The sequence below is a fragment of the Abyssibacter profundi genome, assembly GCF_003151135.1.
Taxonomy (GTDB): Bacteria; Pseudomonadota; Gammaproteobacteria; order Nevskiales; family OUC007; genus Abyssibacter; species Abyssibacter profundi.
In genome coordinates this window covers 40,313-53,819 of sequence record NZ_QEQK01000002.1, presented here as the reverse complement: position 1 = coordinate 53,819, position 13,507 = coordinate 40,313, and the positions used below count along the sequence as shown (strand labels likewise).

Below are 13,507 nucleotides of genomic sequence, written 5' to 3'. Positions count from 1 at the left end.
CCCGCCCATCGCACTGCACTGGCACGGTCTGCGATACTGCTCGAATGAATCCAACCAGCGAACAACCCAACCTCGCCCTGTTCTGCGACTTCGAGAACATTGCCCTCGGCGTACGCGATGCCAACTACGCCGCATTCGATATTCAGAAGGTTCTCGAACGTCTGCTGCTCAAGGGCTCGATTACGGTCAAGAAGGCCTATTGCGACTGGAGCCGCTATGCCGACTTCAAGCGCCCCATGCACGAGGCCGCATTCGAGCTGATCGACATCCCGCACGTACGCCAGTCCGGCAAGAATTCCGCGGATATCCGCATGGTCGTCGATGCATTGGATCTCTGCTACACCAAAGAACACCTGGATTTGTTCGTGATCATCTCGGGTGATTCAGACTTCTCCCCGCTGGTCAGCAAGCTGCGCGAGAACAACAAGACCGTCATCGGCGTCGGGGTGAAGAATTCAACCTCTGACCTGCTCACCGCCAACTGCGACGACTTCATCTTTTACGATGACTTGGTTCGCTCCACGGACAAGAGCAAGCGCAAGCGCAAGGCCAAGAAGCCGGCCACCCCGTCGGTGGATGACAAGAAGCAGGAAGCCTTCGACCACGTGCTGGGCACGCTGGAAGCGCTCATTGAGGAACGCGGCGAGGACGAGCGGGTCTGGGGTTCCATGATCAAACAGACGCTTAAGCGACGCCGGCCGGGGTTCTCCGAGTCGTTCCACGGGTTCGATTCGTTCAATAAGCTGCTGGAGGCCATGGGCCAGGCCAAGCTGCTGCAGTTGACCCGCGACGAGCGCTCCGGCGGCTATCTGGTCCGGCCCTCGGAGTAGTTCGGCCCGGCTTTCGCCTGACACCATTGGCCGTCAGCGGTCTGGTTCGCGTATTCTTCCGCGCGGCCGTTTCCCCCAACGGCCGTTCCCCACATTTCAACAACGCGGCGCGCCACTCGCACTGTGACAGTCCAACTCGCGCGAGCCGGCTGGCTCGCACTCAGCTTACTTCTCGCCCTGCCGGTCCACTCTGCTGGCCAGATGCTGCCCATGCCGCTGGCCAATGGGGCCCAGGGTTGCCTCGAAATCGCGGGTCTGCTGGGCAGCGTCTCGACCGAGGACTGCAAGCTGGTGGAGTTCGCCGCGGCGGAGGTCGGCACGGTCGAGCAACGTCCGATCCTGACCGCAGACTTTCCGCCCAGCCGAACCTTGCCGGTGGAAAAGCGCCCGGCCCGGGTGCTGCTCATCGGCGGTGTCCACGGCGACGAGTATTCTGCCGTCAGCATCCAGTTCCGGTGGGCGGAGTATCTGAATCAGGACACGACCCGGCGCTACCACTGGCGCATGCTGCCCTGCCTGAACCCGGATGGGCTGCTCGCCGGTCCCGCCACGCGTTACAACGCCAATGGTGTGGACCTCAACCGCAACTTCCCGACGCTGGCCTGGGACCAGCGCGCGCTGCCGTACTGGACCGAGCAAACCGGTCGCGACCCTCGGCGCTACCCGGGTCCATCAGCCGCCTCGGAGCCCGAGACCCAATGGCTGATCGATGAAATCGAACGCTTCCAGCCGGATGTCATCGTCAGCGTCCACGCTCCGCTGGGAGTGCTGGATTTTGATGGTCCGCCGCCACCGCCACCGCAGCTGGGCATCCTGCAACTGGATCGGCTTGGCGCGTATCCCGGCTCGCTGGGCAACTACGCCGGGCGCACATTGGGCATTCCGGTACTGACGCCGGAGCTGCACTATGCCGGCATCATGCCCACCCAGGACGAAATCCGTGGGATGTGGGTCGACCTGATCGACTGGTTGGACACCCATATCGGCGACCGGCCCCTGCCCCTGGCGCCACGCCCCATCCTGCCGGACTGGCGCGATCTGCTGGCGCCGCCGGAAGCGCTGCTACTTCGACCCGCAGCAACCTGATCGCAGGGAATCACCAGACCTTCAGCGTCTGGCTGCCGCGCCAGCTCTCGCCGGCAGCAAGGCTGACCGGCTTAGCAATCTGGGCGGCCTCTACGCATAGCATCCGCCGGTGCCCATGGGGCTCCATGTCGGTCATGTCGGCGGCCTTGATCGGCCCCGGGTTCCAGACCACGACATCCTCAAATCCGCGGGCAGTGATCTCGATGGATCGCTCACCCTCTGTCACCGTCAGCGGTCCGGTGACCTGCGGATACACGCGATCCAGCTCGCCGGCAAAGCGCAGGTCGCCTGCGGGTTGCTCGCGATGCGCAAGATCCGCTGTCGCATCCCAATAGGCCCGTCCGCCCAGACCCTGGAGCGCGGCGTCGGCGATCTCATCGACCCGCAAATAGCTGTGTAACCCGGCGGTGAACTGGCACGCCGATGACCCCGTGTTCGTCACGTCCAGACTCACCTGCAGCCTGCGGGCCTGGAGCTGCACGGTGAGCCCCGCCACGAAGGCATGCGGCCAGATCGCCCGGCTATCCTCGCTATCCCGCAGTTCGTAGCGCAGCGAATCGGCTTGTCGGTCGGCCAGCTGCCAGCGCGAGCGGCGGGCAAATCCATGCTTGGGGAGCTCACCGAACTGACCGAACTGGGGAAAAATCACCGGCACGCCACCACGGATCGAGGCGCCCGCACCAAAGGCGCTGGCCTGGCTGACAAACAACTGGCCCGGCATGCCAGCCGCCGGAACCCAGTCCAACACATGCGCGCCCTGAGCCGTCGCCCAGACTCGCGCGCCTTCGGGTGTTGCCAGCTCTATGCAATCTTCAACGCGGGCCTTGAGCGACTCATCCATGTGGCGTCCTGCCTTCGAAACGGCGGGTCAGACTGCCTCGCGACCACCACGCTGTCGAGGTGATGCCCTGTTAATCCATGTCGCCAAACCGCAGCGCGAAGCTGGTCCCGACATAGTCCACATCGCTGGAAAAGTTGCCGTGCAAGGCGAACTCAAAGCCGGTGTCGGTCGCATCGCGTCCGGCCACCACCATGGACCAGGCCAGTCCTGTTCGGTGGCCCGAGAGGTCGTCATCCGGATTGAACACCCGACCAATCCCCACCAGGCCGTGTACGCGTGACTCGCCAAACCGGGTGCCCACCAGGGCGGCGAACTCGCTGGGCCGGCGACCGTCGGTAGTCTCGCGCAGGTACACATAGCGCAGCCGCAAAGCGGTACCGCTGGCGCTGACCTGGGTGAATTGCCCGGTGAAGCCCCCGAGATAACCCTGTTCGCTGCAGCCCGAGCGACCGCCCGGCTCGCAGGGCACGTCGACATGGCCGTAGACGCCCGTCATGCCCAGGCTGAGCCAGGTCTGCCCGTCTGAGGTTTGTGCAGAGACGGTCATCGGCCCTGACAGCGCTGCAGCCACCACCCAAATGATCGGTTTCATCTCGCCTGTCCTTTAATGCGGCGTGATTCACGCCCGTGCTGTTTCACATCACATTGACAGCCTGCCCTGCCACTGTCACCGTGCTGCTGGGGAATTTTATCCCGCCGGCGTGACTTGGCCGATCGTCGGCGTCCATATCGAACTGGGGAATCCAATGAACCGACCGCTACGCGGGCTGCTCGCCGCGCTATGCCTACTGCCTGTTGCCCTGTCTGCCGCCGATCCGGCTTCGGGCACGCTCACGCCCGACTCCGGCCCGCTGACCTACACATCGGGGCCATTCCTGGTTTCGGACCCATCGGGCGAATGCACCATCGGGGTCTGCGATTACTACGACCTGACCGTGAGCATCCCGGCCGGCGCACTGACCGGATTTCCTTCGGCCAGCGTCCGGATCGTCATCGAATGGGGCAGCCCCACCGAAGACTTTGACCTCTATGTCTACGACGCGGCCGGGGGCGAGGTTGCCAGTTCAGGGAGTGCCGTGACCGCTAGCGAATCCGCTAGCTTCTTAGCGCTGGAGGGGGACACGGTCTACCAGGTCGAGATCTCACCCTACGCCGTCACCGGCGGCACCGTAAGCGCCACCATCACATTCGAGCCGGGTGAACCCGGCGTGGTGCCTGGCCCTGGCGGGCCGGTCGAGCCTGGCAGCGTGCCGCTGGGTGCCAGCGGCCCGGGCATTCCCCGCTACCTGACCTACACGCCCCCGCCGGCCCTGAACGGCAACGTCGGTGAGCCCTCCATCGGGTTCAACACCGACACCAAGCGTGCCTTCCTGCTCAGCGGCTTCAAGACGCTTTGGGCCACCTTCCCAGCCGAACAGGATCCGCCGGCACCCGAGGCCTGCGAGGCCGAATGGGAAGACCGCAGCTTTGTGACCACCACGGTCAATACCCTGGACCCGATTGGCATTACCGACTCGCTGGTCCGAGGCGCCGAAACCAACCGTACCTGGATTGGGCAGCTGCAGGCCAAATCGCATCTGATGGCCTTTACCGACGACGACGGTGAGACCTGGACGCCCAGCGAGGGCAACAGCATCGTGCTCAACGGCTTCGACCACCAGACCATTGGCTCCGGCCCCTACCCGGAAGGGATGGAGCTCCTGGCGCGGACGAGCTTTCCGAACGCGCTGTACTACTGCGGCCAGGACGTGGCCTACGCCAACTGTGCGCGCTCCGATGACGGCGGCCTGACCTTTGGCCCCACGACCATCATGTACGACCTGACCACCTGCGCCGGCCTGCATGGGCATGCGCGTGTGGCGCCGGATGGCACCGTGTACGTCCCCGCCCCGGACTGCAATGGCGAAGCCGGCGTGGCCATCTCTGAAGATGCCGGCACGACCTGGCGTGTCAGCACCGTGCCCGGCTCGGAGTCCAGTGGCTTTGACCCCCAGTTCGCCGTGGCCAGCGATGGCACGGGCTACATGTGCTTCGCCAAGGGCCTGGGCCAGGCCTTTGTGTCGGTGACCACCGACAAGGGCGAGACCTGGAGCGATCCGGTCAACATCTCACAGGAGCTGGGTATCCAGCACATCGCGTTCCCACAGGCCGTGGCCGGCGATGGCGACCGCGCCGCCTGTGCGTTCCTGGGCACGACCACCCCCGGCAATCCCAACACCCTGGGCTTCGAAGGCGTCTGGCATGTGTATTTCGCCACGACCTACGACCGTGGCCAGACCTGGGACATCGTCAATGCCACACCGAACGACCCGGTGCAGGGCTACGGCGGCATCTGGGACAGCGGTGGCGGCAACTACAACCGCAACCTGCTGGACTTCAACGAGATCACCATCGATGACCGTGGCTTCCCGCTGTACGGCTACGCCGATGGCTGCATCGGCTCCTGCGACGTCGATCCGATCAACAACACCTTTGCGGCCTATCCCAAGCTGGTGCGCCAGGTCGGTGGACGCGGTCTCTACGCCGAGTTCGACCGCGTGGAACCCGCCGCACCGCGCCGTGCCTGTCTCGACGGACGCCGGACCTTCGACCGCAGCACCCTCAGCTGGCGCGAGCCCGACAACGGCGGCGAAGCCATCAGCGAATACAAGGTGTTTCGTGGCATCGGCGATGGCGAGCGCACGCAGATTGGCCGGACCAATGGCAAGCCCAGCTTTGTCGATCTGAGCGCCGACCCGGCCATCGAGACGTATAGCTACAGCGTCGTCGCGGTGAACAGCCAGGGCGAATCACTGGATAGCAACGTAATTACCCTGCCTGTCGAGCAAGTCACCGTGGAGGAGGACCTCTGTGTGGCCCCGGGCGTGACCTTTGTCCCGGATGGCCCCGGCGACGGCGGCGCCCTGCCCGGCACTGACCTGATCTCGGTCAGCGTCGCCGAGCCGCTGGAACTCGACGGCAACCTGCTCGTCACCCTGCGTGTGGATGATCTGTCCGCGCCTCCCGCGAACACGCTATGGGGCGTGCGCTTTAATCCGCCGTCCATCCCGGCGTCGAACCCGGACAACGTCTTTGTCGCCATGGTGACCGATGAGGGTGCGCCCCGGTTCATCTACGGCTCGACCACCCGCGAGGTCGTGGTCCTGGCGTCCTACACGCTGTGGAACGAGGAAGGCACGCTGGCGCCGGAATCCACCTTCGCAGCCGACGGCACCATCGCCATGGTCGTGCCCCGCGAGGTTTTCGGTCTCCAGGCGGGTGATCAGCTGGTCAATCCGACGGCCATCGTGTTCTCCGGTGCGACGGCCGCCGAGAAGCTGTCTCGCAGCACCAATACCGAGGATGCCGGTGTGGGGCTGGAGAACTACACGCTCCGCAGCGACACGTTCTGCCTGCCGAACCGCCCGCCGTTCTCGTTGCTCAGCGTCTCGGACACAACGCCCAGCGTCGGTTCAACGGTGACGTTTGATGCCTCGGGCAGTACGGATGACGACGGCGAGCCCATCGTCTCCTACCTGTTCGATTTCGGTGACGGCACACAGCTGGAGACAGATCAGCCCGTCGTCGAGCACGTCTACAACGAAGCGGGTCTGTATCGGGCCCAGCTGGAAACCGTCGACGAGCGTGGCCGCAAGAGTGACAACATCGCGCAGGCGCAGATTGACGTGTCGGGTGAGGCCAGCCAGGCCGGCCGCGGCGCGACCGGCGTCGGCGCCGGTGGGTCGATGAGTCGACTGGGTCTGCTGGCGCTGGTCATGGCCTTGCTCATGGTGCGCAGACCTCGCCGCCGCTGACCAGGCTGCTGCATGCGGCGGCCAACCGGGCCCTCGCGCTGCAGTGAATAGCCGCCCGTTGCGAATGGCATTGTTGAATGCTGGCCGTAACGGGCGGTTTTCTTTCGGCGGCAAGACATCGACACTGCCTCGTTCCACCGAGTCACTGGAGCCTGCATGACTGCCAAAACCATACTGATCACGGGTGCCAGCCGAGGCATTGGCGCGGCCGCCGCTCGCCTGCTGGGTTCGCAAGGCCACCGGCTCGCGGTCGCCGCCCGTTCGCTGGATGCACTCGCCGCGTTGGCTGAGGAGATCAACGCTGGCCCAGGCGAAGCGATTGCGCTGCAATGCGACGTGTCCAATGCAGCGGATGTCGCGCAGGCCGTGAGCGAGACGGTGCAGCGCTACGGTCGCCTGGATGTGCTTGTGAACAATGCGGGGCTGATCGAACCCATCGCCCACATTGCCGATATCGACCCCGCTGCCTGGAGCCAGGTGGTCGACGTCAACACCAAAGGCGTGTTCTACGGTCTGCGCTACGCCATTCCCCCCATGCTCGAACAAGGCGGCGGCACCGTGATCAACATCAGTTCAGGCGCGGCAACCAAGGCGCTGGAGGGCTGGAGCCATTACTGCGCCACCAAGGCAGCCGTGCTGTCGCTGACCCGCTGTGCCCATGTCGAATACGGCGATCGAGGCATCACCGTCGTGGGCATGAGCCCGGGCACCGTGGCGACCGATATGCAGCATGCCATCCGTCAGTCTGGCATCAATCCGGTGAGTCAGCTTGACCCCGATGCGCACATCCCGCCGGACTGGGCGGCCCGCGCCATCGCCTATCTCTGCACCGACGCCGCCCGGGAATTCGCGGGCACGGACTTCTCAATCAAGACCGACGAGGGCCGTGCCCGCGTGGGATTGCCGCCGCGCAATCGCGACAGCTAGTCGCGGAATGAGGGGTCGCTACGATCCAGGCGACGCAACAATCCCGGCCAAGCCAGATGACCACCGGCGCCGCGGGTCACGGCAGCAGCCTGGGCCTGTGCGCCGTCGATAATGGTTTGTGGCACCGGCGTCAGCGCCCCGCCACCCGCCTGCGCCCGCACCTGGATCATGCAGGTGGTCTCGAACAGGTACATGAACAGAAACGCATCGGGAATGGTCTCGGCCACGGTGAGCAGGCCGTGGTTACGCAACATCAGAAAGTTCTTGTCGCCCAGGTCGGCAACCAGGCGGGGCTTTTCGTCCTCGTTCAGCGCCACGCCCTCGTAGTCGTGATACCCCAGCGAGGACAGCACGAAAATGCTCTGCTGGGACAGCGGCAAGACCCCATCGCGCTGTGCGCTGACCGCGATGCCATTGACACTGTGAACATGGAGCACGCACTGGGCGTCCTCGCGCGCGGCGTGAATAGCACTGTGGATGGTGAATCCGGCCGGATTAATGTCATAGGGCGACTCCATCACCTTGCGCCCCTCCAGGTCGATCTTGACCAGCGAACTGGCGGTGACCTCGTCAAACATCAATCCGTAGGGATTGATCAGGAAATGGTGGTCGCCGCCCGGCACCCGGGCAGAGATATGCGTGAAGATCAGATCGCTCCAACCGAACTGGGCCACCAGCCGGTAGGCAGCGGCCAGATTGACCCGCGTTTCCCACTCTTCGGCACTGACCTGGCTCTTTACATCCATCTCATGTCTCCTTGTTGATACTACGTCTGCTACAGCAGATCGAATCGGTTCAGTCCGCAGCATGCCATGACCCTTCGGGGTGTTTCCTCAGTAATTTGGTCGGACAGCCGCTAAACACTCAGATCACTCGGGCACCCCATAATCAGGCTGATGACCGCAGAACCATGACGACACGCAGAGACACCCTCAAGGGTTTGTCGGGACTGGCCCTCTGCCTCGCGACGGGTCAGGCGCCCACCGTCATTCGCTCGCGCGACGTCACCTTGCGCGTGCTCGGCACGCACGTCACGCTGCACGAAGCCTTGCGCAGACAGGCCGAAGCGGATCTCGGTTTCCGAATCGAGTTCACCCCCGGCGGGAGTGCCCAGGTGCTGCAGCGTGCCGCCACCCGGCCCGAGTCCTTCGATATTTATGAACAGTGGTCCAACAGCATCAAGGTGCTATGGAGCACGGGCGCGATCCAGGCGATCGAAACCCAGCGCATCGAACGCTGGAACGAAATCAATGATTTGTCCAAGACCGGCCGGCTGACTCCAGATGCGAGCATCGGGTACGGCGATGCGCCCTACCGAATTCTGCATGTCCAAGCGGACGACAGCCTTGGCCCCACGCCATCCAGCCGCGCGAGCTTCCTACCCTACGTGCACAACGTCGACTCGTTTGGTTATCGCACCGATGTCATTCCCGCCGGTGAACCCTACGAGACGGAGTCCTGGGCCTGGCTGCTGGATGAGGCCAACGCCGGCGGCGTGGGCCTGGTCAATGAACCGACCATCGGGATCTTCGATGCCGCATTGGCCGCGCAATCGGCCGGCTATGTCGAGTTTGCCGACATTGGCAACATGACGGCCGCCGAGGTGGACCGACTGTTCGAGGTGCTCATCGAGTTCAAGCAACGCGGTCACTTCTCCGGCATGTGGAATTCGGTTCCCGAATCGGTTGATTACATGCAATCGGGTCGCTGCCACATCGCCAGCATGTTCTCCCCCGGCATTGCCGCGCTGCACAGCCAGCGTGTCCCTGTGCTCTACGCCGCGCCCAAGGAGGGCTATCGAGCCTGGCATGGGGTGATGTGCATGTCGTCGGCCTGTCAGGACGCGCAGCAAGAGGCCGCCTATGCCTTTATGAACTGGTGGCTGTCCGGTTGGGCGGGAGCGTTTATTGCCAAGCAGGGCTATTACATCTCCAACCCGGAGCGCTCCCGTGAGTTTCTCACCGAGGCCGAATGGGACTACTGGTATCTCGGCAAGCCGGCGGAAGAGGCGCTGACCGATACTGCAGGACAACCCTTTCTGCCACCGGGCTCCGTCCGACGGGGCGGCTCCTACGAGCGACGCTTTTCGAACGTGGCGGTCTGGAACACCGTCATGCCATCGTACGAATACAGCCTGCCACGCTGGCATGAATTCCTGCTGAGCTGATCATGACCTCGCCTGAACGATCCGGCGGCAAGCGCCGCCAGTCCATCCGTTGGCAACTGGCCCTTGGGTTGATTCCGCATGTGGTCGCCATGGTCGTGCTCATCGCCCTGACCGCCTCCTATAACCGCGATGTGGAAGACAACTTTGTCTCGTTAACACGGGGCATCGATCGCGCCCTGCTGGCCCACGAGATCGATCGCGACCTGCTGGAGTTGCAACGTGCCGTCCTCGCGTTTGCCGGCGAGGGGTTTTATGGCGTTCTGCAACGAACCGAGGCCCTGACCCGCGGCCTGGATGAGCGGATGGCGCACTACGTGCAGCAGGCACACAGCGAACAAGCCTCGCCCGCCCTGGAACGGCTGCAAACCCATTACGCCGACTACAAGCTTGGGTTCGACGATGTCGTCCAGAAACGCACGGACCTGTCCCGGGCGCGCACGGCGGCCACGCAAGAGCTGCTCCCGGCCCTGGACCAGTGGGTGCAGGATCGACAGGACCAGTTATCGCCCAATCAGGCGGCGGCCCTGTCCGACGCCCTGATCGCAGTGCGCGTGGGCATCTTCGATCTGCTGCTGACGTCACGACCGGGGTCGGTGGAAGAGATCCGCACGGCAGTGCAGCGCGTCGCCGGACTCGTCGCCGCGCTCCCAAGGACCATCGATGGGCGCGACTGGGCGCAACAACAGGCCGCCGCGCTGTCGACGGCCGTGACCGAAGTCACCCAGTACAATCGCATCCTGTTGCACCTGGTCCATGCCGTGCTTGCAGGCAAGGCAGCCGAAATGCAGTCCATCACCGCGCAGCTCCGCGCGGACGAGCGCGCATCCCTAACCCATGCGCTACAGGTGGAGTCCGCAGAGCGACAGCGCTCGAACTTTGCCCTGACCATCGTCACGCTGATCGCCACCGTGATCGCCATCGCCGTCTCGATGGCCATGGCCATGCGCGTGGCCGCCGCGATTGCCCATATCGCCAGCACGCTTAGCGCCATGGCCAATGGCGATTATCAGCGCGAGATTCCCTACACCGGCCGCCAAGACGAGGTCGGCGACATGGCGCGGGCGGCCGGCGAATTCAGTGCCCAGGCGCGGGAACTGGAGCTACAAACCGGCCGGCTGGCCGATTCCAACGCCGAGCTCGAACGCTTTGCCTACGTCTGCTCGCATGACTTGCAGGAGCCCGTCCGCATGGTGCGCTCGTTCTCCACGCTGCTCGCCATGCATGGTGAGCGCGAAGACCTGTTCGATGACAAGGCGCGAGACTATCTGCGCCACCTCAACGAAGGTGCAGAACGCGCCCAGACGCTAATCCGTGATGTGCTCGACTACTCACGGGCGGGGCGGGACGATGCCCTGCTGGAAACAGTGGATCTTTCTGCCCTGCTGGAACCGACCTTCGAGGGCATTCGCGCCACTGTGGAAAGTCGCGGTGGTCAGCTAGCGGTGGAGCCGCTCCCCACGCTAACCGTGCGCCCCTCCCAAATCGTCCAGCTATTCCAGAATCTTTGCAGCAATGCCGCCAAGTTCTGCCGAAAGGCCCCGCATGTGGCCGTGCGCGCCTTCGAACAAGGCGATGACTGGCACTTCGTCGTCAGCGACAACGGCATCGGCATCCCTGCGGATCAACAAGATCGCATTTTCTCGCCTTTTGTTCGGTTGGAGCATCGCGGCGAGTTCCCCGGTTCAGGCATCGGCTTGTCCATCTGCGCCCGCGTCGTGAAGTCGCACGGCGGTCGAATCTGGGTGGAATCCGCAGCCGATGGGGGGACAGAGATGCATTTCACGCTGGCAAGCTCCACAATCAACGCATGATCTTGCTGGTGGAAGACAATCCAGGGGACGTCGTCCTGTTCACCGAGATGCTGCGTAGCAGTGGCTGGTCGGTAGACGTGGACGTGGCGCAGGACGGCGAATCCGCATTGACCAAACTGCAACAGGCGTCGCAGCAGAATGCCTGCTACGACGCCATGGTCCTCGACCTCAATCTCCCGAAAATCGGTGGCTTCGAGGTGCTTGAACGCATTCGTGCAGACCAAGTCTGCCCTGCGATGATGCGGCTGGTCCTGTCGAGCTCTGCGCTGGAAGCAGACCAGGCGCGGGCACGGGCACTTGGCGCCGACGCGTATTTCGTCAAACCCTCTGAGTTCCTGGCCTACGACGACTTGCTCCGGGCGATCCGGAGCGCCATCGAAACGGGCCGGCCAAACGCTTGAAGCCCATCTTGCACGCCGATGCCGTCATCATTGGTGGCGGACACAACGGCTTGGTCTGTGCAAATTACCTGGCCGCCGCCGGGCTCAAAACCGTCGTCATCGAACGCAGGGACGTGGTGGGCGGCGCTGCCGTCACCGAGAGTTTCCACCCCGGTTTCCGCAATTCCGTCGCCTCCTACACGGTTTCGCTGCTCCACCCCCAGATCATCCGCGATCTCGAACTCGCCCGACATGGACTCCGTATTGTCGAGCGCCCGCTCGGCAATTTCCTGCCCACGGCAGACGGTGGCTATCTGAAAGTGGGCGGGCATCGCACGCAGCCGGAGGTTGCTCGGCATTCGCAAAAGGATGCCGAGCGTCTCGCGGCCTATGAGCAGGAACTCGAACGCGTGGCCGATCTGCTACGCGCGCTGGTGTTGCAACGCCCACCCAATCTGCGTGCGTCCGGCTGGCGCGACCAGCTGGCCGAGCTATGGCATGCACTGAGACTGGGCCGCCCATTTCGCCAGCTACCGCAGGCCAGTCGACAGGAGCTGCTGCGCTTGTTCGCCTGTTCGGCCGGAGACTATCTGGACGACTGGTTCGAGTCTGACCCCATCAAGGCCGTCCTGGGGTTTGACGGTGTTGTCGGGCACTACGCCAGTCCCTACGCCGCAGGCTCGGCCTACGTCCTGCTCCATCACTGCTTCGGCGAAGTCAATGGGCGCAAGGGGGCCTGGGGCCATGCATTGGGCGGGATGGGCGCCATCACCCAGGCCATGGCCCGCAGCGCCATCGAGCGTGGCGTGGAGATCATCACCGGCGACGCCGTCCGTGAGGTGCTGATCCGCCGCGGGCAGGCTTGCGGCATCAAGACCGACGCCGGCCGCGAGGTCCACAGCCCACGCGTGGTCTCGAATCTCAATCCGCGGTTATTGTTTGAAGCGTTGGTCGACCCCGCAGCCCTGCCCGCAGAATTCTCCCGACGCATGCGTCAATGGCGCTGTGGTTCCGGTACGTTCCGAATGAACGTCGCGCTGTCGGAGTTGCCGGATTTTCGGTGCCTGCCGGGCCGTCAGGCCGCCGAACACCACGGCGCCGGCATCATCATTGCGCCGACGCTGGGTTACATGGAACAGGCTTATTTCGATGCACGAACCCAGGGCTGGGCACGGCAGCCGATCGTCGAAATGCTGATTCCATCCACGCTGGATGACTCGCTCGCGCCGCCCGGACAGCACGTCGCCAGCCTGTTTTGCCAGCACGTCGCGCCCACGCTCCCCGATGGCATGCATTGGGACGATCAACGTGACCGGGTTGCCGACCTGATGATCGAGACCGTCAATACGCATGCGCCGAATTTCAAAGCCTCGGTCATCGCGCGCGAAGCGCTAAGCCCGCTGGACCTCGAACGGCGCTTTGGCCTGGTGGGCGGCGACATTTTTCATGGTGCCCTCAGCCTGGACCAGATGTTCTCCGCCCGACCAACGCTTGGCTATGCCGATTACCGAACGCCCGTCACCGGCCTCTACCAATGTGGTGCGGGCACGCATCCCGGAGGCGGTGTCACGGGTGCGCCTGGCCACAATGCAGCGCGGGAGATTCTGAAGGATCGACGACGCGTGGGACGAAAAGCCCGAAGCATCGGTTAGACTCGATACAACCGCAGTC

11 protein-coding genes are annotated in these 13,507 nt (G+C 64.0%); 8 read left to right on the top strand and 3 right to left on the bottom strand.

What is annotated here, in order from left to right:
• The first annotated feature begins 44 nt into the window (after nucleotides 1–44).
• A complete protein-coding gene (locus tag DEH80_RS02005; protein ID WP_109718808.1) occupies nucleotides 45–830 on the top strand; it encodes an NYN domain-containing protein in 786 nt (261 codons plus the stop codon).
• Nucleotides 831–1,040: 210 nt separating this feature from the next.
• Entirely contained in the window at nucleotides 1,041–1,916 is an 876-nt protein-coding gene (locus DEH80_RS02000) for a M14 family zinc carboxypeptidase (protein ID WP_207774401.1), read from the top strand.
• A 10-nt stretch (nucleotides 1,917–1,926) separates the two neighbouring features.
• On the opposite strand, the gene DEH80_RS01995 is transcribed toward DEH80_RS02000, so the two are convergent.
• On the bottom strand, nucleotides 1,927–2,757 hold the full coding sequence (locus DEH80_RS01995; protein ID WP_109718806.1) for a D-hexose-6-phosphate mutarotase: 831 nt from the start codon (nucleotides 2,755–2,757) through the stop codon (nucleotides 1,927–1,929).
• A 70-nt stretch (nucleotides 2,758–2,827) separates the two neighbouring features.
• The gene (locus tag DEH80_RS01990) at nucleotides 2,828–3,349 is read right to left on the bottom strand and encodes a hypothetical protein (RefSeq protein WP_109718805.1); all 522 of its coding nucleotides are present in this window, start codon (nucleotides 3,347–3,349) and stop codon (nucleotides 2,828–2,830) included.
• A gap of 154 nt (nucleotides 3,350–3,503) precedes the next feature.
• On the opposite strand from DEH80_RS01990, the gene DEH80_RS01985 reads away from it, so the two are divergent.
• The gene (locus DEH80_RS01985; protein ID WP_109718804.1) at nucleotides 3,504–6,551 is read left to right on the top strand and encodes a PKD domain-containing protein; all 3,048 of its coding nucleotides are present in this window, start codon (nucleotides 3,504–3,506) and stop codon (nucleotides 6,549–6,551) included.
• 156 nt (nucleotides 6,552–6,707) lie between these two features.
• Nucleotides 6,708–7,478, top strand: a complete 771-nt coding sequence (locus DEH80_RS01980) for an SDR family oxidoreductase (RefSeq protein ID WP_109718803.1) — start codon at nucleotides 6,708–6,710, stop codon at nucleotides 7,476–7,478.
• Here DEH80_RS01980 and DEH80_RS01975 read toward each other — a convergent pair.
• On the bottom strand, nucleotides 7,475–8,224 hold the full coding sequence (locus DEH80_RS01975) for a class II aldolase/adducin family protein (RefSeq protein WP_207774399.1): 750 nt from the start codon (nucleotides 8,222–8,224) through the stop codon (nucleotides 7,475–7,477). The two genes, DEH80_RS01980 and DEH80_RS01975, sit on opposite strands and share 4 nt — an antisense overlap.
• A 164-nt stretch (nucleotides 8,225–8,388) precedes the next feature.
• Here DEH80_RS01975 and DEH80_RS01970 point away from each other — a divergent pair, with 164 nt between their 5' ends.
• The 4 genes from DEH80_RS01970 to DEH80_RS01955 are packed head-to-tail and all read left to right on the top strand — an operon-like array spanning nucleotide 8,389 to nucleotide 13,488.
• Nucleotides 8,389–9,645 (top strand): ABC transporter substrate-binding protein, encoded by a 1,257-nt coding sequence (locus DEH80_RS01970; RefSeq protein ID WP_109718801.1) that lies wholly within the window; start codon nucleotides 8,389–8,391, stop codon nucleotides 9,643–9,645.
• A gap of 2 nt (nucleotides 9,646–9,647) precedes the next feature.
• Nucleotides 9,648–11,456 (top strand): sensor histidine kinase, encoded by a 1,809-nt coding sequence (locus DEH80_RS01965; protein ID WP_109718800.1) that lies wholly within the window; start codon nucleotides 9,648–9,650, stop codon nucleotides 11,454–11,456.
• Nucleotides 11,453–11,857: a response regulator gene (locus DEH80_RS01960; protein WP_109718799.1), complete on the top strand. Its 405-nt coding sequence runs from the start codon at nucleotides 11,453–11,455 to the stop codon at nucleotides 11,855–11,857. Before DEH80_RS01965 ends, DEH80_RS01960 begins: the two co-directional genes overlap by 4 nt.
• Nucleotides 11,854–13,488, top strand: coding sequence for a phytoene desaturase family protein (locus DEH80_RS01955; protein ID WP_109718798.1), 1,635 nt, complete (start codon nucleotides 11,854–11,856; stop codon nucleotides 13,486–13,488). The genes DEH80_RS01960 and DEH80_RS01955 overlap by 4 nt, the downstream gene beginning before the upstream one ends.
• The last annotated feature ends 19 nt before the right edge of the window (nucleotides 13,489–13,507 follow it).